At 64.8% G+C, this 20835-nt stretch carries 8 protein-coding genes; all 8 read left to right on the top strand.

The genetic code is table 11. The annotated features are described in order from the left end of the window. Window positions 1-34 precede the first annotated feature (34 nt). The 8 genes from AC3WOB_RS22000 to AC3WOB_RS21965 all read left to right on the top strand — a co-directional run bounded on the left by AC3WOB_RS22000 (window position 35) and on the right by AC3WOB_RS21965 (window position 20774). A complete protein-coding gene (locus AC3WOB_RS22000; RefSeq protein WP_492276181.1) occupies window positions 35-15235 on the top strand; it encodes a hemagglutinin repeat-containing protein in 15201 nt (5066 codons plus the stop codon). Between the two features lies 1 nt (window position 15236). Next, the gene (locus AC3WOB_RS21995; RefSeq protein ID WP_013394889.1) at window positions 15237-15452 is read left to right on the top strand and encodes a hypothetical protein; all 216 of its coding nucleotides are present in this window, start codon (window positions 15237-15239) and stop codon (window positions 15450-15452) included. Window positions 15453-15894: 442 nt separating this feature from the next. Continuing rightward, complete coding sequence (locus AC3WOB_RS21990) at window positions 15895-16461, top strand: hypothetical protein (protein ID WP_013394888.1); 567 nt, start codon at window positions 15895-15897, stop codon at window positions 16459-16461. A gap of 100 nt (window positions 16462-16561) precedes the next feature. Beyond that, a complete protein-coding gene (locus AC3WOB_RS21985) occupies window positions 16562-17119 on the top strand; it encodes a hypothetical protein (protein ID WP_148260622.1) in 558 nt (185 codons plus the stop codon). Between the two features lie 210 nt (window positions 17120-17329). Beyond that, window positions 17330-18106 carry a hypothetical protein gene (locus AC3WOB_RS21980; RefSeq protein WP_013394886.1) on the top strand — a complete coding sequence of 259 codons (777 nt, stop codon included), beginning with the start codon at window positions 17330-17332 and terminating at the stop codon, window positions 18104-18106. A gap of 364 nt (window positions 18107-18470) precedes the next feature. Further along, a complete protein-coding gene (locus AC3WOB_RS21975) occupies window positions 18471-19232 on the top strand; it encodes a hypothetical protein (RefSeq protein WP_013394885.1) in 762 nt (253 codons plus the stop codon). A 442-nt stretch (window positions 19233-19674) separates the two neighbouring features. Further along, window positions 19675-20166, top strand: coding sequence for a methyltransferase domain-containing protein (locus AC3WOB_RS21970; protein WP_063827958.1), 492 nt, complete (start codon window positions 19675-19677; stop codon window positions 20164-20166). Window positions 20167-20507: 341 nt separating this feature from the next. Then, window positions 20508-20774: a hypothetical protein gene (locus AC3WOB_RS21965; protein WP_492276180.1), complete on the top strand. Its 267-nt coding sequence runs from the start codon at window positions 20508-20510 to the stop codon at window positions 20772-20774. Window positions 20775-20835 lie beyond the last annotated feature (61 nt).

Below are 20835 nucleotides of genomic sequence, written 5' to 3'. Positions count from 1 at the left end.
GACCGCCGTCCATTCTTAGTCCACCCGGATACGCATGATGTCCAAGCTTCGCTCCCTGATCGTCTGGTCCGTCGTCTTTACCCAGGTCTGGTCGCCAGTGCTGGCGCAGACCTTGCCGATCTCGGTGGACAAGAGCGTGGCAGGCGCGAAGCCTTCCGTTGGCGTCAGCAACGGCGTGCCCGTCATCAACATCGCGCCGCCTTCGGCCGGCGGCGTGTCCAACAACCGCTACACGCAATTCAACGTCGGTCCGTCCGGCGCGGTGCTCAACAACAGCGGCGGCGCCAGCCAGACCCAGTTGGCGGGGCAGGTGGGCGGCAATCCCATGCTGGGCAACCAGCGCGCCAGCACCATTCTCAACCAGGTCACCGCGCCCAATCCGTCGCAACTGCTGGGCACCCTGGAAGTGGCCGGCAACCGGGCCAATGTGATCGTCGCCAACCCGGCAGGCATCACCTGCAACGGCTGCGGTTTTCTGAATGCGGACCGCGCCACCCTGACCACGGGCAAACCGCAGGTCGGGCCTGACGGCAGCATCGGTTTCGATATCGCTTCCGGCAAGATCCGCATCGATGGCGCCGGCCTGAACGGCGCCAATCTCAGCCAGGTGGATCTCCTGGCGCGCACGCTGGAGATCAATGCCGACGTCTGGGCCGACAAGCTCAACGTGACCGCGGGCGCGGCGCGCGTCGATTACGCCTCCGGGGCCGTTTCGGCGCAGGCAGGGGAAGGCGCGGCGCCCGAAGTGGCGCTGGATACCGCGGCGCTGGGCGGCATGTATGCCAACAGCGTGCGCCTGATCGGCACCGAGGCTGGGGTGGGCGTGAACATCGGCGGCAACCTGGTGGCCCTGACCGGCGATCTGCAAGTCACGGCGGCGGGCGACGTCCGCATCGCGCCGCGCGGCACGGCGCAGGCAGCCGGCAATCTGCGCGTGGACAGCGGCCGCGATCTGGCCGTGCAAGGCGCGGCGCAGGCCGGCGCAACAGCCGCGCTCGCGGCTGCGCGCGACGTGTCCGTGCAGGGCGCCGTGGGCGCGGGCGGCTCCTTGAATGTGGAGGCCGGCGGCGATGTCGCGGTGGGCGCGCAGGGCAGCCTGCGCACGCAGGGCGCCTTACGCGTGGCCGCGGGCAAGGACCTTTCTCTGTCGGGAGGTCTGCTGACTTCGGACCAGGACCTGCGCGCGCAATCGGGGCGCAACCTGAAGGTGGCGGGACAGGCTGTCGTGCCGCAACCAGGGCAAGGCGGCGGCACGGGCGCGGGGACCGGCACCGGCACGGGAGCCGGCAATGGCACGGGGTCGGGTTCGGGAACTGGCACGGGTTCCGGCTCGGACTCCGGCACCGGCGCGGAACCCGGCAAGACGCCTGAACCGGCTGCGCCGGGGGAACAAAGCGGCGGCGTCTCCACGGCGGGCGGCGTGGTGTCCGCGAAGGAAGGCGTCACGTTGCAGGCGGGGCGCGACATGCTGCTGTCGCGTCAGGTGTACGCATCTGGCGCGCTGCAGGCGCAGGCCGGCGCGGACGCGGTATCGGAGGCCGGCGCGCAACTGCAATCCGGACGCGGCATGGCGATACGCGCGGGCCAGGGCGTCACGTTGGCTGGCGCGGCCTTGACCGATGGCGCGATGCTGATCGAGTCCACGCGCGACCTGCGCCTGGACGGCAGCGCGCTGGCCTACGGCGGCGCGCTGGATCTGAAGAGCGGCGGCGATCTGCGCATGGGCGCGGCCAGCAAGGCGCAGGGCAAGCGTGTCGGGCTGGACGCGGCGCGCGATCTGCGGGCCGATGGCGAACTGGTGTCTGAGAACGCGGCCGGATTGAAGGCCGGACGCGAGGCCGCGGTGGGCGCGCGAGTGCTGGCGCGCGGCGACCTGGACCTGAGCGCGCAAGGCGCGACGGCCGTCACGGGGCAACTGGAAGCCCTGGGGCGCGCGCGGCTGCAGTCCGGGGCAGGCATTGCGCTCACGGGCAGTCTCAGCGGCAATCAGGGTGTGGACCTGCGCGCGGCGGGTCCGCTCGCCATCAGCGGCGCGGTGGGCGCGGCGGCAGGCGAGCTGAACCTGGCGTCTGGCGAAGACCTCTCCGTCAGCGGCAGCGCGCAGGCCGGTGGGCCGGTGGTGCTGCGCACGCTGGGCGCGCTGAACGTGGCGGGCACGGTGTCCTCGCTGGCGGGGCTGACGGCCCAGGCGGCGGGCGATGCCACGGTCAACGGCAAGCTGCTGGCCGGCGGTCCGCTGCTGCTGGCAGCGATAGGCCAGGTGGCGGCGGGTGCGGATTCGCGCCTGCAGTCGGACGGCGCCATGCAGCTGCGCGCGGGCCAGAGCCTGTCCGTGGCAGGCATGGCGGAAACCAATGCCGGCCTGACGCTGGGCGCGGGCCGCGATTTGCGCGTGGATGGCGCGGCATTGGCCTATGGCGGCCAACTGTCGATGAACGCCGGCAACGATCTGCGTTTGACCCACGCCAGCCGCGCACAGGGCGAGGGCGTGTCGGCGCGCGCGGGCGGCGATCTGCAAGCGGACGGCGCAATCGCTGCGCGCGGCGACGTCGAGCTGATGGCGGGGCGCGATGCGCAGCTTGGCGGCAAGACGGTCGCCACCCGCGACGTGACGCTGGATGGCGGAGGCAATCTGACGATCGCGCAGGGCGCGTTGCTGGAGGCGGAACGCGCGGCGCAGATCAAGGCGGGACAAGACGCGGCGCTGGCCGGCGCGGTGCGCACCAATCAGGGCATAGGCATAGAAGCCGGGGGCAAGCTGCGCCTGGACGGCGAAACGTCTTCTGTCGCTGGCGCAATCGATCTGCTCGCGGGCGGAGACCTGTCGGTGGGCGCGCAGGGCAAGGCATACGCGGGCGGCGCGCTGAGCGGCGCAAGCGGCGGCGCCTTGCGGGTGGCCGGCGAACTGGCGGGCCAAGGCGGCCTGAGGCTGGCATCGGCAGACGGCGCGACAGTGGACGGCCGGCTGTTGTCCGGCGATGTCTTGTCGCTGCGGGCAGGCACGGACCTGAGCACGGGATCCGCCGCGCAACTGCAATCGTCCAAGGGCATGACCTTGAGCGCGGGCCAGGATGCCATGCTCGCGGGCATTGCCTTGAGCGACGGCGGCATATCGATAGACGCCACGCGCGGGCTGCGCCTGGACGGCAGCGCGCTGGCTTACGGCGGTAGCTTGTCGATGAGCGCCGGTCGTGATCTGTGGCTGGGCGATATCAGCAAGACCCAGGGCAAGGGCATTAGCGCCCTCGCAGGACGGGATCTCGGCGTGGGCGGCGAGATGGTGGCGCTGGGCTCCGTGGCGCTGACCGCGGGCCGCGATGCAGCTATCGGCGCGAAGCTCAGCGCCGACGGCGGCCTGATGCTGCGCGCTCAAGACACGGCCAAGGTCACGGGCCAGCTGGAAGCGACGGGCAGCGCAAGCCTGCAAGCCGGCGGCGACGTGGCGCTGTCGGGCAGCGTGCTCAGCAACCAGGGCGCGGAACTGCGGGTGGGAGGCGCGCTGGATGTCAGCGGCACGGCCGGCGCGGCACAGGGCGCATTGAGCCTGGCCTCGGGTGGCGACATGACCGTGGGCGGCAACGCGCAATCCGGCGGTCCCTTGTCCATGGTCGCCAAGGGCGCGCTGAACGTGGCAGGCACGGTGTCCTCGCTGGCCGGGCTGACGGCCCAGGCCGCGGGCGATGCCACGGTCAACGGCAAGCTGCTGGCCGGCGGCCCGCTGCTGTTGGAAACGATCGGCCAGCTGGTTGCGGGCGCGGATGCGCGCCTGCAATCGGAAGACGCCATACAGTTGCGCGCTGGCCAGGACGTGATTCTGGCGGGTCAGGCGGAAGCCAACAAGAGCTTGACGCTGAATGCCGCGCGCGACCTGCGCGTGGACGGCGCGGCATTGGCCTACGGCGGCCAACTGGCTATGGACGCGGGCAAGGATCTGCGCCTGGACCACGCCAGCCGCACGCAGGGCGAGGGCCTGACCGCGCGCGCCGGCGGCGATCTGCTGGCGGACGGCGCCATGGCGTCGCGCGGCGATATCGCATTGATTGCGGGCGGCGATGCCAGCCTGGGCGGCAAGACCGTGGCCGCCGGCGACCTGAAGCTCGATAGCGGGCGCAATCTGACCCTCGCCCAAAGCGCTCAACTGGACGCGGAAGGCAAGGCGCAACTCAAGGCGGGGCAGGATGCGACGCTGGCGGGCGCATTGCGCAGCAACCAGGGCAACCGCATCGAAGCGGCGGGCGCCTTGCGCCTGGACGGCGCGACCTCGGCAGCATCGGGCGGAATCGACCTGCTGGCCGGAGGCGACCTGACAATAGGCGCCAGCGGCAAGGCGTTGGCAGGCGGCACGCTGCGCGGCGAGAGCGGCGGCGAATTGTCGGTGGCTGGCGAGCTGGTCAGCCAGGGCGCATTGACCCTGGTGTCGGCAGGCGGCGCAACGGTGGACGGCAAGTTGCTGTCCGGCGATGCCTTGTCGTTGCAGGCAGGCAAGGACCTGCGCGCGGGATCGGCGGCGCAATTGCAATCGTCCAAAAACATGACGTTGAGCGCAGGCCAGGACGCCCGCCTCGCGGGCGCGGCCTTGAGCGACGGTGGCATCGCGATCGACGCGGCGCGCGATCTGCGCGTGGACGGCAGCGCGCTCGCCTATGGCGGCGAGCTCTTCATGAATGCCGGCAGCGACCTGCTGCTGGGCAATGCCAGCAAGACCCAAGGCAAGGGCGTCACGGCGCAAGCGACGCGCGACCTCATCGCCGGCGGTGAAATGGTGGCGGCGGGATCGGCCACCCTGACGGCAGGCCGCGACGCGGTGTTCGGCGCCAAGCTGGGCGCCGACGGCGACCTGACGCTGCGCGCGCAAGAGACGGCGAAAGTCACGGGTCAGTTGCAAGCGACGGGCGCTGCCAGCCTGCAGACCGGCGGCAATGTGGCGCTGTCGGGCAGCCTGCTCAGCAACCAGGGCACGGAACTGCGTGCGGGAGGCGCGCTGGATGTCAGCGGCACGGCCGGCGCGGCACAGGGCGCGCTGACACTGGCCGCGGACGGTGACATGACGGTGGGCGGCAATGCGCAAGCAGGCGGCCCCTTGTCCATGATCACGAAGGGCGCGTTGAACGTTGCTGGCACGGCGTCCTCGCTGGCCGGGTTGACGGCGCAAGCGGGAACCGACGCCACCATTACGGGCAAGCTGCTGGCCGGCGGCCCGCTGCTGCTGGAGGCGATAGGACAACTGCTGGCCGGCGCGGATGCGCGCCTGCAATCGGAAGGCGCCATGGCCTTGCGCGCGGGGCAGGACCTGGTCCTGGCCGGAGAGGCGGAAACCAACAAGGGCCTGACGCTGGAGGCCGGGCGCGATGTGCGGGTGGACGGCGCGGCGCTGGCCTACGGCGGCCAATTGGTCATGAACGCGGGCAACGATCTGCGCCTGGCCGACGCCAGCCGCACGCAGGGCGCAGGCGTGTCGGGGAGCGCCAAGGGCGATGTGCAAGCGGGCGGCGCGATGGCCGCGCGTGGCGACATCGTGTTGAACGCGGGACGCGACGCGCGCATCGACAGCAAGGCCGCGGCCACCGGCAACATCTCGCTGATTGCCGCGCGCGACCTTGCCATGGGCAAGACGGCGCAATGGGACGCCGAAGGTTCGTCGCGGGCCCAGGCCGGTAACGACATGACGCTGGCCGGCGCCTGGCGCGGCAACGGCGATATGAGCATGGATGCCACCGGCAAGCTGTCCGTGGACGGCACGCTTGCCGCCAGCGCCGGCGGCCTGAGCTTGAACGCCGGCGGCGATCTGTCGATGAGCGGGCTGGCGCGGGTCGCGGCCAAGGGCGCGGTCAATGTCACGACGTTAGGCGATCTCCGCATGGCGGGCGCGCTCAGTTCCCTGGACGCCTTGACCCTTCAGGCTGCGCGCAACGCGGCCGTGGCGGGACAGGTCTACGCCGCGCGCGGCCTGGACCTGAAGGCGGGCCAGGCGCTGACGGCGGCTAGCGGTTCGCATCTGCAATCCGACGGATCGATGACGCTCCAGGCCGGGCAGGATCTGAACCTCGCTGGCACGGCGCTGGCCGAGGGCGGCATGTCGCTGGACGCCGCGCGGGACCTGCGCGTGGAGGGCAACGCGCTCGCCTATGGCGGCGCGCTGCGGCTCAAGAGCGGCAACGACCTGTTGCTTGGGGCGGGCAGCCAGCTGCAGGGCAAGGGCGTGCAGGCCGACGCCGGCCGCGATCTGGCGCTGGGCGGCGTTCTGGTGTCCACCGCGGGCGCGGAACTACAGGCTGTGCGCGATGCGCGCGCGGACGGCAAGCTGGGCGCCGACGGCGCGCTGGATTTCAGCGCCGGGGGCAATCTGCGCATCGGGGCGGCGGCGCAGCTGGACGCCTCGGAGCAGGCGCGGATCGCGGCCGCGGGCAATCTGGAGATGGCCGGGGTCGTGCGCGGCGACAAGGGCGCCAGCCTGAACGCCGGGGGCCGCCTGGATCTGTCCGGCACGGCAGCATCCGCCAACGGCACCCTGGACCTGATCGCAGGCGAAGACCTGGCCCTGTCGGCCGGCAGCCGCGCCTTGTCCGGCGGCGCGCTGCAAGCGCGCGCGGGCGGTTCGCTGACGGCGGCCGGCACGATTTCCTCGCTGGCCGATCTGATCCTGGACGCGGTTGCCGATATCCGCCTCGAAGGCCAGAACCTCGCGGCCGGCAAGCTGGCGCTTCAGGCCGGCGGCGCGCTGGCCACCAGCGCGGACGCACGTCTGCAGGCCGATGGCTCGGTCGATGTGCAGGCCGATAGCGCCACGCTGGCAGGCACGCTGGTGGCGGGCCAATCCGCGGCGCTGCGGATCGACAAGGATCTGACGGTGGACGGCACGGTCCTGGCCGATGCGGGCGCGCTTACCGTGAATAGCGGCGGCGCCATGACGTTGGGCGGCGCAAGCGCGCTGCAGGCGGGCGGACTGTTGGCGGCGCAGGCCGGCGGCAAGCTGCTGGCCAACGGCACGATTTCGGGCGAGCAGGACATCACGCTGAAGGCCGGCACGGACGCCGAACTGAACGGCAAGACCGTCGCCAACGGCACCCTGCGCGCGGACGCGGCAGGGGATCTCACCATCGGCCAGGCGGGCTTGGCCCAGGGCAGCAGCAAGCTGCTGCTGGGCGCGGGCCAGGACCTGCGCATCGCCGGCACGGCCGGCACCGCCACGGGCGCAGGCGCCGCGGGCGGCACGTTGCAGGCGCAGGCTGGGCGCGACCTGTTCATCACGGGCACGGCGACCGCCGGCTCGCCCATCGTCCTGGGCGCGCAGCGCGATATCCGCATCGACGGCATCGCCACGGCGCTGGAAGGCGGCCTGACGGCCGACGCGGGCGCGAACCTGCTGGTCGGTGCAGGCGGCAGGATGCAGGCCTCCGACGGGCTCAACGCGCGCGCAGGCGCCAACCTGGGGTCCGACGGCGTCATTGCCTCGGGCGGCGGCCTGACGCTCGCCGCAAGTGGAGACGTCCTGCTGGGCGGCCTTGCCGCTGCCTTGGGCGAACGCGCGGCGGGCAATGCCTCGATCACGGCCGGACGCGATCTCATCGTCAAGCAGAACGGCCAGTTGCAAGCCGCAGGCACGCTGACTGCCCGCGCCGACCGCGACCTGTATGCAACGGGCGCCTTGAGTTCGGTGGGCGACATGCTGCTGGCCGCCGCGCGCGACGCGCGGGTGGACGGCACTGCCGCCACCGACGCCAACCTGACGCTGACGGGCCGCAACGTAGCGGTGGGCGCGGCGGGCCTGGCGCAGGCCGGCCGTACTCTGACTGCGACCGCCCAAGAGGCGTTGCAGGCGGCCGGACGCATGCTGGCCGGCGGTTCGCAAACGCTGACCGCGGGCGACAAGATCACGGTCGACGGCACCGTCGCCGCCTTGCAAGGCGACCTGTCGTTGACTGCGCAGCGCGGCGACATCGCGCTGGGCGCGGCTTCGCGCCTGCAGGCCGGGGGCGGTCTGACCGCGCTGGCGGGCGGCGCGCTCACGGCGTTCGGCTCGGCTGCCGCGGAACAAGGCATGACGCTGCGGGCGGGCACGGACGCAACGCTGGGCGGCGTCGCCGCCACGCAGGCGGGCGCGCTGATCGCCAGCGCCGGCGGCAAACTGACCATCACGGCGGACGGCCGCTTGCAGTCCGGCGCGGGATTGGATCTGAGCGCCGGCGGCGCGCTGCTCAACGCGGGCGTCGCGTCGGCAGGCACGCAGGCCAAGCTGTGGGCCGGATCCACACTGGACAACACTGGATCGGTGCTGGCCGGCGGCGACCTCATCGCCACCGCCTTGGGACAACTTTCCAACGCCGGCCGTTTCGTGGCGGGCGTGGGCGCCGACGGCGCGCTCAGCCGGCCGGGCAGCATCACGCTGACGGGAGGCTCCATTGTCTACGGCGGCACCAGCCTGGCCGGCAAGGACCTGAGCTTGTCCGGGGGCAGCTTGAATCTGGCGGGCGGCAAGCTGTCCGCCATCGGCAAGGTCACGCTGGCCACGCCAGGCGACGTCGACAGCCGCAACGCGGTGGTGCAAGGCGGCGCCCTGGCTATCACCGCCGCCAATCTTCATAACCAGGGCGGCAAGCTGACTTCGACCGGCGATGCGGCCATCAAGCTGGGCGGCACGCTGAACAACACAGGCGGCGTGATCGCCGCGGCCGGCGATGCGCGCATCGAAGCCGCAAGCGTCGTCAACCGCGACGGCACGCTGGCCGCCCGCGACCTCACCATTACCGCTACCGGCGCGGTGGACAACCGCGGTGGCCTGATCCAGGCCGACAACCTGCTGACCCTGAACGCCGCCAGCCTGGACAACAGCGGCACGTTGACCGCGGCCGGCGCCCCGCCCAAGGGCGTCCTGGGTAAGGTCGTCTCCATCGTGGCGGACCGCGTCAACAACCAGGACGGCTCCATCGAGGCGATCGAGAACCTGACCCTGGGCGCCAAGGAACTGGACAACACGGGCGGCACCATCGCTTCCCAGGGCAGCGCGCGCATCGTCGCGGACACGCTCAAGAACACGCAGGGCACGCTGCAGGCCGGCAAGAGCCTGACCGTCATCGCGCAGGTATTGCAGGGGCTGGGCGTGTTGCAATCCGCGGGTGACCTGTCGTTCGCGTATGCCGGCTCCCTCAACCAGGAAGGCGACATCTCCAGCGGCCGCGACCTCAATCTATCGTTGGGCGGCGCGCTGGACAACCGCGCCAAGATCAGCGCCGGCCGCGACCTGAGCATCACGGCGGACTCGCTGAACAACCAGGCCACCGGCCAATTGTTGGCCGGCGGCCAGAACCGCATCACGGTGACGCAGGGCCTGACCAACGCCGGCCTCATCGACGGCGGTTCGACCCGCATCACCGCGGGCCGCGTCGACAACACCGGCCGCATCTACGGCGATGCCGTATCGATCCAGGCCGGCGCGCTGGTCAACGGCGCGGGCGCGGGCGGCGGAGCCGTCGTCGCATCGCGCGGCAACATGGACCTGGGCGTGGGCTCGCTGGTCAACCGCGACCACGCGCTGGTCTACGCGGGCGCCGACCTGCGCATCGGCGGCGCGCTGGACGCCGCCGGCCGCGCCATCGGGCAGGCCGGTTCGCTCCTGAACGCGTCCGCCACTATTGAAGCGGCAGGCAATGCCGACATCTCGGCCGCGTCCATCCGCAACCAGAATGACCGCTACACCAACGAAACGGTGCAGGTGTCCAGCACGTCCAAGGTGTACTTCACCCCGGCGGGCACCACCGACATGTACGACGCCGAGACCAATTGGCTGTGCGACGAAGTGACGCCTATGTGCAGCAAGGATCCGGCCTGGCTGAACGACGATCCGGAACGCATGTTCCTGCTGCCGTCCACCCAGTATCCGGCGTCGCGCTATGGACCGCCGTTCGACTACACGCCGAGCAAGAAGGGCAGGGGCGGCGAGACTTCGCCCATTACGCCGACCTATACCCCTCCCGACGTCGGGTGCAGCGGCGGCGATGCGGCCGACCTTTGCTGGGACCGGCCGGAGAAATTCCTTTACGGTTCCGGAGAGCGCATCTGGTCTGTCTTCGGTGTCACGCCTCCGGCCGACCCCATGCCGGTCTGGGTTCCGCCGCTGTATGACAACTGCGCGATTATTGATGGCTGCGCAGCCGAGAAAGCGCGCCGCAAGGCTTACGAAGAAGCCTACGCCGCCTACAAGGCGCCGCACATGGAGTTGGAAGCGCGCATCCGGGCATTCAACGCCGACTTCAACAACCGCCTGGTCGGCACGTTCACCTATTACCAGGTGCAGGAGACCGTTACCGAGACCCGCACCCTGTCCTCCGACCCCGGCAAGATCCTGTCGGGCGGGTCCATGACGCTCACCGGCGCCGTCACCAACGACAAGAGCCAGATCGCCGCGGGCGGTGCGCTCACGGTGGCCGGTCCTGCCATCAACAACATCGGCGCGGGCGGTGAACGTACCGTCACGCGCACGGGGACCATGACGGTCACCCAGGCGCGTTCGCGCGACCGCAAGGAGTATTCCGAGGCTTACAACGCCACCCTCGCGGGCCAGCCCATCGAATTGCCGGTCGGCACTTCCGGCGGCAACGTCGCCGTCCAGCTCAACGGCTCCCGACCCGGCGCCAGCAATGGCGGCGCCGCGCCTGGACCAGTGCTGGTCGCCAGCGTCGGCCTGCCCGGCGGCACGGTGGTGCGCACTGTCTCCAATCCTGCCGGCATTCCGGACAGCCAGCTCTACACCGTCAACGGCAGGCCGGATGCGCCTTACGTCGTCGCCACCGATCCGCGTTTCGTCGGCCAGCGTCCGACCGTCTCCAGCGACTACCTGCTGGACCTGCTGAGCCAGCCCGGCGCGCTGCCCGGCACCACCATCGGCAACGGTGCCGGTTCGGGCGGCGGCCTGGCGGGCCAACGCAACGACCAGCCCGGCACGGCCGGCACGGTCAATGCCGGCGTCGGCACCGGTTCGATCTCGACCCCGGGCCAAGGCGGTGCGTCCGTTGGCGCCAGCAGCGGCCTTGAAGGCCAGCGTATGAACGGCCAAGGCGGCTCCGGACCCATCAATGCCGGCGTCGGCGCGGGTTCGGTCTCGAACGCGGGCCAGGCCGGCGCCACCGTCGGCGCCAATAGCGGCCTGGACGGCCAGCGCCTGGACGCGCAAGGCGCATCCGGCCCCGCCGGCGCCACGCTCGGCGCGGGCGGCTCGCTCTCTGCCAGCGGCGCCACCGCCGCGGCCGACGGCCAGAACCTGTCCGGCGCGCGCCTGGGCAGCTGGGATTCGCTGGTGCCCGCGGGCGCCAAATTCCAGACACCCTCGGGCCAACCCAAGCGCCTGGGCGACGGTTTCTATGAACAGAAGCTTGTGTCCGACCAGATCCTGGCCACCACCGGCCAGCGCTTCCTCAACAAGTACAGCGACAACGACAGCCAGTACAAGGCCCTGCTCGCCGCCGGTGCGCAGTTCGCCCGCGACAACGGCATCCAGCTCGGCGTCGCGCTGACCGACGCGCAGCAGCGCCAACTCACCACCGACCTGGTCTGGCTGGTCGAGCAGACCGTCACGCTGCCCGACGGCACCACCGAGACCGTGCTGGTTCCGCAGGTCTACCTGCTGGTGCGCGAAGGCGACCTGAAGGGCGACGGCACCCTCATGGCCGGCCGCGACGTCAAGCTGCAGGCCGAAGGCGACATCGTCAACAGCGGCACCATCGGCGCGCGCGAAGCCACCGTCATGACCGCCGGCAACATCGTCAACCAGGGCGGCGGCCTGATCCAGGGCTCCACCGTCGACCTCGCCGCGCGCGAGGACCTGACCAATCTGGTGTCGCTGATCAAGGGCGACAACGTCGCCCTGAAGGCGGGACGAGACATCGCCCTGACGTCCACCGCCGCCTCCGAGAACTTCGGCAGCACCTGGGGCACGCACGTCAGCGGCGTGGCCCGCGTCGACGCAGGCAACCTCAACATGCAGGCTGGCCGCGACATCACGCTGACCGCGGCGCAAGTCTCGGTCAAGGATGACGCGCGTCTGCAGGCCGGGCGTGACATCGCCTTGGAAACGCTTACGGAGAGCCACGGCGAATCGCTGGTCTTGAAGAAGAACAACCGCCACGACCTGAGCACCAGCTCCGAAGTCGGCTCGACCATCGCGGCGGGCGGCAATCTCACGTTGGTCGCGGGCCAGGACGTCAATGCGCGTGCGGCCGAAGTCACTGCTGGCAAGCAGCTGGCGGTGGGCGCGGGACGCGACATCAACCTGGTCGCCGGGGTGGAAACCGGCTCGGCTTATGACGAGGTTCGCTACAAGACCAAGAGCTTCCTGTCGTCCAAGACCACGCACACCATCTCCTCCAGCGACTGGGAACAGGCCAAGGGGTCGACCTTTACCGGCGACACGGCGGTGTTGATGGCTGGGCGGGATTTGAATGTGGTGGGGTCGAATGTCATCGGGGACAACGACGTCACGCTGATGGCGAATCGGGACATCAACATTGCTGCAGCGACCGAGTCGTACAAGGACTACCAGTACGAGAAGGTGACCAAGTCTGGCTTTGGCGGTGGCGGCGGCTTCAGCGTCGGTTATAGCAAGCAGCAACGAACCGACTGGATGAAGGGCGAAAGCGGAGGCTACTCCAGCAGCACTGTCGGCAGCGTGGGCGGCAATCTGACCATCGACGCCGGGCGCGACGTGGGAATCTTCGCCAGCAACGTACTGGCGCAGGACGGAGATATCTCGATCAGCGGCCGCAATGTGGCGATCATCGCTGGCGTCGGTGAAGCCCGTCAGCACGAGTACCACGAGTTCAAGCAATCCGGAATCACGATAGGCGTGGCGGGCGGCGTGCTCGGTGCCGCCCAACAGATACACGGCACGCTCAAACAGGCAGACGATGCCAAGAGCGGCCGCCTGGCCGCGGTCAAAGTGGGCCAGGCCGCCTATCAGGCGGTGCAGGCCAATCGCATGCTGGAGGCTGCAGAAGGAACCAATGCCACGGCAGCGGATAAGGAGAACGCCAGCGCGCAGATCCAGATTAGCGTAGGCGCCAGCAAATCGGTCAGCGAAACGAAGCGCACGCAGGAGTCGGTATTCGGCTCTTCCGTCATGGGAGGCGGCAATGTCTCCATCGTGGCCTTGGGTGAGCGAGGCGTTCCGGGCTCGGGCAATTTGTCCATCATCGGAAGCGATGTCACTGGCAAGAACGTGCTGCTTGGAGCCACGAACGATCTTTCGCTGCTGAGCCAGGCACAGAGTTCCACGGAGACCTCAACCAACAAGAACAGCGGGTGGAAGGTGGGCGTGGGCATTGGCGTATCCGACAGCGGTAGCGGTGGCGGCATCAACATCTTCGCCAGCGGTTACATGGGCAGTGGCAACGCCAAGGGCAACGGCACGACGTACCGCGAAACCCAGATCAGCGCCCGGGACAACCTGACGCTGACTTCGGGCCGCGACACGTTGCTGGAAGGCGCGCAAGCGCGCGCCGACAGCATCCGCGCAGACATCGGCAGGAATCTGACCATAGCCAGCCAGCAGGACACGGACCGCTACAACGCCAAGCAGAAACAGGCCAACGCGGGCGGCAGCTTCAGCTTCGGTTCCATGACGGGCAGCGCCTACATCGGCGCCAGCACGGGCAAGACCAAGTCGAACTACGACAGCGTGATTGAGCAGTCCGGACTGTATGCGGGTTCGGGCGGCTTCGACGTCTCCGTGGGCAAACATACCCAGCTCGACGGCGCGGTGATCGCCAGCGATGCCGATGCCGCGAAGAACAGGCTGTCGACGGAAACGTTGGGCTTTACCGACCTGAAGAACAAGGCCGAGTACAAGTCCACCACCGTGGGCGTGAATCTGGGCATGTCAGGAGCCTTCGACGTTGCCAACAAGGGCGGCGCAAACAAGGGGGGACCGTCGGGCTTCAGCTTCGGCCAAACCAGCGGCAGCGATTCCGGCACTACCTACGCTGCGATTGCTCCGGGCACGATTGAGGTGCGTTCGGACAAGGACAGCGGCCGGGATAGCACGGCGGGGCTTAGTCGGGATACTGCTGGCGCGAACGGCAGCATTGGGCAGATCTTCGACAAGGACAAGGTCCGCGAGCAGTTGGAGTTCCAGCAAGCCTTCGGCCAGTTGGGGATGCAGCTTGCGGGGGATGCGCTGAAGACCCTAAAGGAGAAGGATCCGGATCTTTGGGGGGAAGGTAAGCCGGGCGCGATCGGGTTGCATGCGGCAGTGGCGGGGATTGCTGCGGCGTTGGGCGGGGGAAATGTAGCTGGGGCTATTGCGGGCACGGTTGCGGGAGATCTTGCAACCAGCTTGGTTAAGGAGCAAGTGGAACAAGCCGTTGCGGGCTTGTCAGGTGAAGCGCGAGAGCAAGTTACCAGGGTGATTCTCAACGTCATCGGTAGTGCGGCTGGCGGGGCTGCTGGTGGGCTCAGTGGAGCAGGGGGGGCCTCCGTTGCGGACATGTACAACCGGCAATTGCATCCCGAAGAAAGGGCGGTCGCAAAAAAAATTGCCGATGCCATACGCGCGAAAGGTGGAGATGTTTCGCTTGAATATATTGAAGATCAAATGCGCCAGATGAGTTTCGTGATCGGAGGCACGACTTATCCTGGGGTACCTGATGTTCAGATTGGTGGTGTGACGCAAACTGACTCGGGAGCCGTATGGTCAAATGAGGCTGGCTCGGTTGTCTATGTTCAGAAAGCGGGAAAGGTGGATCCGGCTATTCAGGCATTCATAGCTGATTTCGTAAATAAAAGTGAAATTCCATATATGGCCCAGTATTTGCCTGCTCCGATTTTTCGTGATACTAGTCCACGAACAGGCTATATTCCAATTGATGATACTGTGGCTAGGTACTGCGCAACAGCCGAATGTGTAGCTGGTTTGGCTCCGAACATGACTCAGCTGGGTCATGTTCAACAGGCGATTCGAGCTGCAGATAACGCCGCTTGGGTGTCGAGTATGGCCGGGAGAATCGCTGCTGCAGCAACTGCCGCGGGAAATGCCCCAGTTGCTGGTGCCGCCACCGCGATAGGTGCTGCAAGTAGTCTGTTCGAGCAAATGGTGAGGCCAAATTGGAAAAAATCTGTAAGTGATTCGACCGTTGATATGGTAGGCGCTTTTGCGTCAGATAGATATCCAGTGCTTGCGCCCGCTATTAATGAGCTTGCGGAGTTGGTAAAAAGCAATGGTTATTTGAATAGTGTTGGTAGGAGATGACATGAGTTTCTATGGCGTGATAATCGCGGAAGGAAATTTCAAGCGCTGGTTCCGAGGATTGTTAATTTGGGTTGGGGTTGTCTTGGCCCTGCTTGGGTTGCGGTTTGATATTTATTTTTTGGCCCTGATCGGAGTGGTGGTTGGGGGCGTGGGTATGTATGCGGCGAAGGCCGCTATGGTTAATGTCAAGCCCTTCAGGGAAAAAGGGAAGTACTGAATTTTAAGGTTATTGCGTTCAGGGGCTCGAAAAGAAGAGCGTCGGGTATTTTTTTGGTCGAGTAGAAAATCACGGAAAACGGGAGAAGTTCTCGTGCTGGCTAAAATTGATCGCAATGACGGCTTCCATAAATAAGGTAGTCAGACTACATAAATAAGGTGTCTAAATAAGATATCAGGCTAGATTTTCTGGTTATCTAAATCTAGTCTGACATAGAGGCATCAATCAGCTGATGACGAGTGAATGTGTAAATGGCCAGGGATGATGGCTGATTCCAGTCGGAAGCTCTTTTAGGTAGATTTCTTAGAAATCAGAGAATTAGAAGACTATGCTTTTCTGTAGATTTATATTGACACTCGCCTCGCTATTCGCTTCCGCAGGCTGCTCCTTCATCATGGGCTCGCCGCCGGCAGCCTTGGCAACGAACCCGGAACCTCGCGAGATGATCAGTCCGGTGCTGATATACATCACCGATTGCGATTTCAAAAAGAAGATCGCGAGTGTCGGTTTCATAGGTGCCAGAACAGCCTATCCTGCGACCTACGCTGCCGAATCAGTATGCAACGCGTTGAATGCCGAACTGCCAGCTGCCATGGATGCGGCGGGTGTCAAGGCAATATTAAAGTTGCGCAAATTCGACCTCAAGACGGCCAGGCCGGAAACGATGAAAGAGGATGCACTGACCGCAGGCGTCAAGTATGTAGTCGCGGTGAGCCAGCCGAACGCATTTGAGGGTTCTCAGCAGTATCCTGCCAGCGTATCGGTGGGTATTCGTCTGTATGACGCGGAGTCGGGCGAGTACCGGGGCATGGCAGAAGATACGTATGGGATCTCGCTGCGCGACTTTTCAAACCGTGGGCCGAACGCCGAGGGACAGCGGATCGCAGCGGATGTCGCGAACAAGCTGGCGCGCTCCATGGTGCAGCGGTGCATCGAGAAGTATCCCTACCAATGTCATAAGACTGGCCTGCTGCGTTTCGCGGAACCTCGTGATGCATTCGGGAAATAATCTATCAATTAGCAGGGCGTCGGGCTGGGTTTCTTCAGCTGAAACTGTAGTCTTCGCTTGATGCAAGCATCAGAATTTATCTTGTGCCGAGGTTCGTGAAGTGTCAAATTTTGTGTTTCGAATATTGGTCTCTGTATTAGTGATATCAGGCGGGCTCTCAGGTTGCTCAGCAACAAATCCTAATATTCTCAATAGCTACGACGCGACCCAAAACTCACGCGTCCGTGTTTTTGTCTACACCGCCGATCGAATTCGTCTGGATTTTGATCGTACCTGCTACACCAGTCCTGGCCTGTTGGGACATGGGGAAGGGTTGGAGACCATGCAGCGGAGCCATTATCAGGGCAGTCGCAGCGTTGGCATGGCTCCCACTTCAAAGCGTGGCGATGCTGTCTTCGATGAATTCATCATAAAGGCCGGCATTCCCTTGACCATATATGGTCAGGTCGGTGGTAAGTATCATTCGCCGGGCGTCTCCATTTATATGCGCGAAACGCGTGACGCAGGCTATTTCACGCCGATAGCTGGCGCGAACTACGAGATATATGTTCGGGATCGCAAAGTAATCGTCGAAGACCTAGGCGTGGACGGCGTAGACAGCGCCAGCCGACTCATTGAACTCACTCCCACGAAGGCTTGTGCGGCCAACGGAAGTTAAGAACCGCATGCGTCTGCCGTTAGTTTGGTAGCGGAGATTTGGTCATGTCTTCGCTGTAGATGGCTGAAGCATGGGCTGACGTGCCTACCCTGCCATTTCCATATGCCGGTCTTGATCTGACCTTTTGGGTCATCTGGATTTGGCTATCGACTGCCAGACTGGCGACGGTCCACGCCTAACTAGAGAGTCGGGGCATTCACGGAGTGCGTTGTGCGGCAAAAACTACCAATACTGCGGGTCGCCCGCCAAACCTTCGATTACCTGGGCGACCACGGCGGACCGTTGATCGGCGCGTCGCCCCTGTTGATCCTGATCCTGCTGGCAGGCATTGCACTCGGCATGCACCTGGATTACATGGCGTATGTCGAGCACAGCAAACTGCTGGAATTGACAGGCTGGGTGGTGAGCACGGCCGCGCCGGTATTGGCGGCGGTGGCTTGGCACCGATGCATTCTGCTGGGCGAGACGCCGCCCGCGCGCGTCGTGGCGGGCAAGCCGGAGCGCATGTATTTCATCGTGCTGATCGTGGGTGCCGCCTTGATGTTCGTGGCGACACTGTTGTGCTACATCGTGATGTTGTTCGCGCAGGGGCCGGACGGCTCACATTGGCTCGGCGTTGTGTTGGTACTGCTGCTGGTGCTGGCGCCGTGTTTTTTCATGGGCTACATCTTCCTGGCATTGCCGCACGCCGCCCTGACCGGCAAGATGGAAATATCGCGGATCGCGCCGCTGGTGCGAGGCAACCGGTTGCGCCTGCTGGCCGTGGCCGCGCTGCCGGTGCCGCTGTTGCTGCTGTTGGAGGCGGCCCGGATCTTTGTGCTGCAGATGCCGAGAGAGCCGAGCATCGGATACTACCTGTACAGCGCCATCGCGACATTCGCCGCCACTCTGATTTCCGTGACCTCGATGTCGGTCAGCTATCGGACGCTGGCGCTTAAGCCCATGGAAGAGGGTGTTCAACTCGCACCGAGTGCCACGGTGACTTGATCCGGGCATGGGGGAGCGCCTGGACAACGACATTGATTTCCTACTCGGCTGGCTCGACGGCCGGCCCTCGCTTCGTTCGGTCCTCTGACAAGCTCAATTTTTCGTCAATTACGCGATCGTTCTCGCTTCTTGCTTCAACGTCTTTCAATAACTTGCTTTGTTGTTAATTTACAAAAAGACATCTATTGTTATTTATTGTCGTTTAAGGCAAAATTATTGGACAATTAGTTTCAATGTGAAACTTAAAAGCCAAATGGCAAGAGTCCTCTGGGGCGGCATCCGGATGAACGCGAGTCGGGAGTTCGCGTATAGCCACGGGGATGCTTCAACGCCAGGACTTAGGCTGTCTTTTGCGAGTTGAAACATGAAGAAGTTGCTTTCCGTTGTTCTTATTTTCCTGAGCGGATGCGCAGTCAAGCAGCCGACGCCCAAATACCAATTGGATAAACAGGCCAATCAGGCCCTCATCCAGTCCGGCAAACCGGTGGAAATCTTCTATCACGACGATCAATTCGTGGTCATGGATCTTGGCGGATCCCAAGCGGCTAACGTGCTCGGCATTCTTGGCCCGGTAGGTCTCTTGATGGGCATGACGGCGGACGCGGCGCACAAACTGGACTTCAAGGCGCGTGCGGAACGTCGCTCCGAGGAATTCTCCAAACTGGTTGCCGAGAACTTTCCCGATGAGAGCATCAACCAGATGTTCGCGCGCAATGTCGCCGACTTGATTGCCAAGGAGGGCCGGGGAGTGAAGGTCACAAAGGTGACGCGCCCTTCGGGCGGCGACAATCTGGCAGCGAGCGTGTCCAAGGATATGGAGCCCACCGCGGGTTACATGCAGCTTATCTTGCGACTCAGCGCCGGATATGGAGCCAGGTCCGCTACAGATACCTATAAGCCAGTGACGATCATCGAGTATGCGTTGAAGGACGAGGACGGAACGGCGCTGATGTCGCGCTTTTTCGACCGCTTCTACGGCGAGTCGGACAAGACTTTCCTTACCTACCCGGGCTTGCTTGAAGACTACAAGGGCGCGCGCGGCGAACTGAGCGCGAGGCTGAATTATTGGAGCGAGCCGCTTTACACCGAGATCTTCCATTTCCCGGATCAACCCACGGCGAAGTAGGTAACGCCCGATGACTCAACGTCCTTGGCCGGCGAGCTTGATTCAGTTGCCGCCAAGCTAAACTCTCGCCCCGGAAAAATGTTGAGGTTCAAGCCCCCGGCTGAAGTACTGGACGCAATGCTGCACTGACCGTCTGAATCCACATCATCGCTTTTGCGGGGGATTGCCGGGGGAGTTTTTGGGGCGAAAAAAATTCAAAAAACAAACCCAAGACATTAAGAATCGCCCTGGCCAGCCATTAGCTATCAATAGAAGAAGCGTAGCTTCAGGCTCCCTCCTGAGCGGCTACGACGCAGGATTCCTATCCCAGGGCAGCGCAACGGGGCGACGCACTGGGACAGCGCCGGCAAATTGATTCATCAGACTGCTGCCTATCGAGCAGCCCGGCCAGGACTCTTTCCCTTGGGACGCGGCCATCTCCATGGTTTTGTACGGACACGGCGTGACCTGCTTCATCGGTTTGGATAAGCACAACTGGCACTACGACCGGCTGCTGGATCCGGACTTCTATTCAATAGATCTGAATCCGCGCAATGCGGCCTATGGCCAGCCCAACAGGCACGTGGTGGGTTCGGCAACCGAACTGTCTTCCTACTATCGGCCGAACAGCTTCGATGTGGTGATCGCCAATGGGCTTATCGGGTTTGGCCTGGATACCGAGGAAGCGTTCAACCAATTGATGTTTGAATGCCATCGCGTATTGGCCAGCGATGGAATGCTAGTGCTCGGCTACAACGACAAGCCCGACCGCCTGAACTTCAATATTGAGCAGGCCCCGGGTTATCAAGTCTTCAAGACCTTCGAGCCTGGCATAGCGGGTATGACAGGGGCGCGCCACGTCGTGGCGGACGGGTTTCAGCATTGCTATGTATTCCTGCGGCCACGGCGCATGGGGCATGTCGCCGGAGAGATGGATATTGCTGCTGCGGCTTGAGCTGGCGCGCGGTCAGGACTGCAGGGAATAGAGAGCTGCGTGCATGTGGTTGCATGCATGCAGCCTGATCACGCCTAGCGGTAGCGCAAGCTACGTTGCCGGATCGGGACGATCGCGCGGTGATGCCTGCCTCCAATCTTATTTATTTCTCACGACGGTTCCGCCCCAAAAACCGGCGTTGAGGCCTGTCGTCGCTACAAAAAAAGTAAATACCAATTCAGAAAAACTCTGGATAGAAAACCTCCGCCAAAACATAGAATTTGAAACTTCGGCTGACGCTCAGCGGCAAGGCCACTAGCGTGCTCGACGCTATTAAGTTCTTTCTGAGGTTTTTGGGGCTCATGAAGTTCGTCAAGAAAATAACCTACGCCCTGAAGCGCGCTATTTTCCGGGTTTCTCCGGCTCTCTTAAGAAGGTTGGGCGCCAATTTCCAGCTACGGGTGCCTAGCCGGATGTTCATGGAGCAAGAGGTCTTTGACTACGTCAATGAACATTTCCGGCGCGGCGCGGCGGCTCCCGTGGCCAGGTGCCTTTTCATCGGTCTGGATAAGCACAACTGGCATTACGACCAGCTGTTGAGTCTTGACTTCTATGTATTGACCCAGTGAAAACCTGCTCACGTCATAATCGAGGAAGTTGACGATGAGTATGAAGATGGAAGACGACATC

The sequence above is a fragment of the Achromobacter sp. FW305-C-30-7 genome (assembly GCF_058783105.1).
The sequence above is the reverse complement of the archived record's forward strand: the minus strand, read 5'-3'. Positions and strand labels throughout refer to the sequence as shown.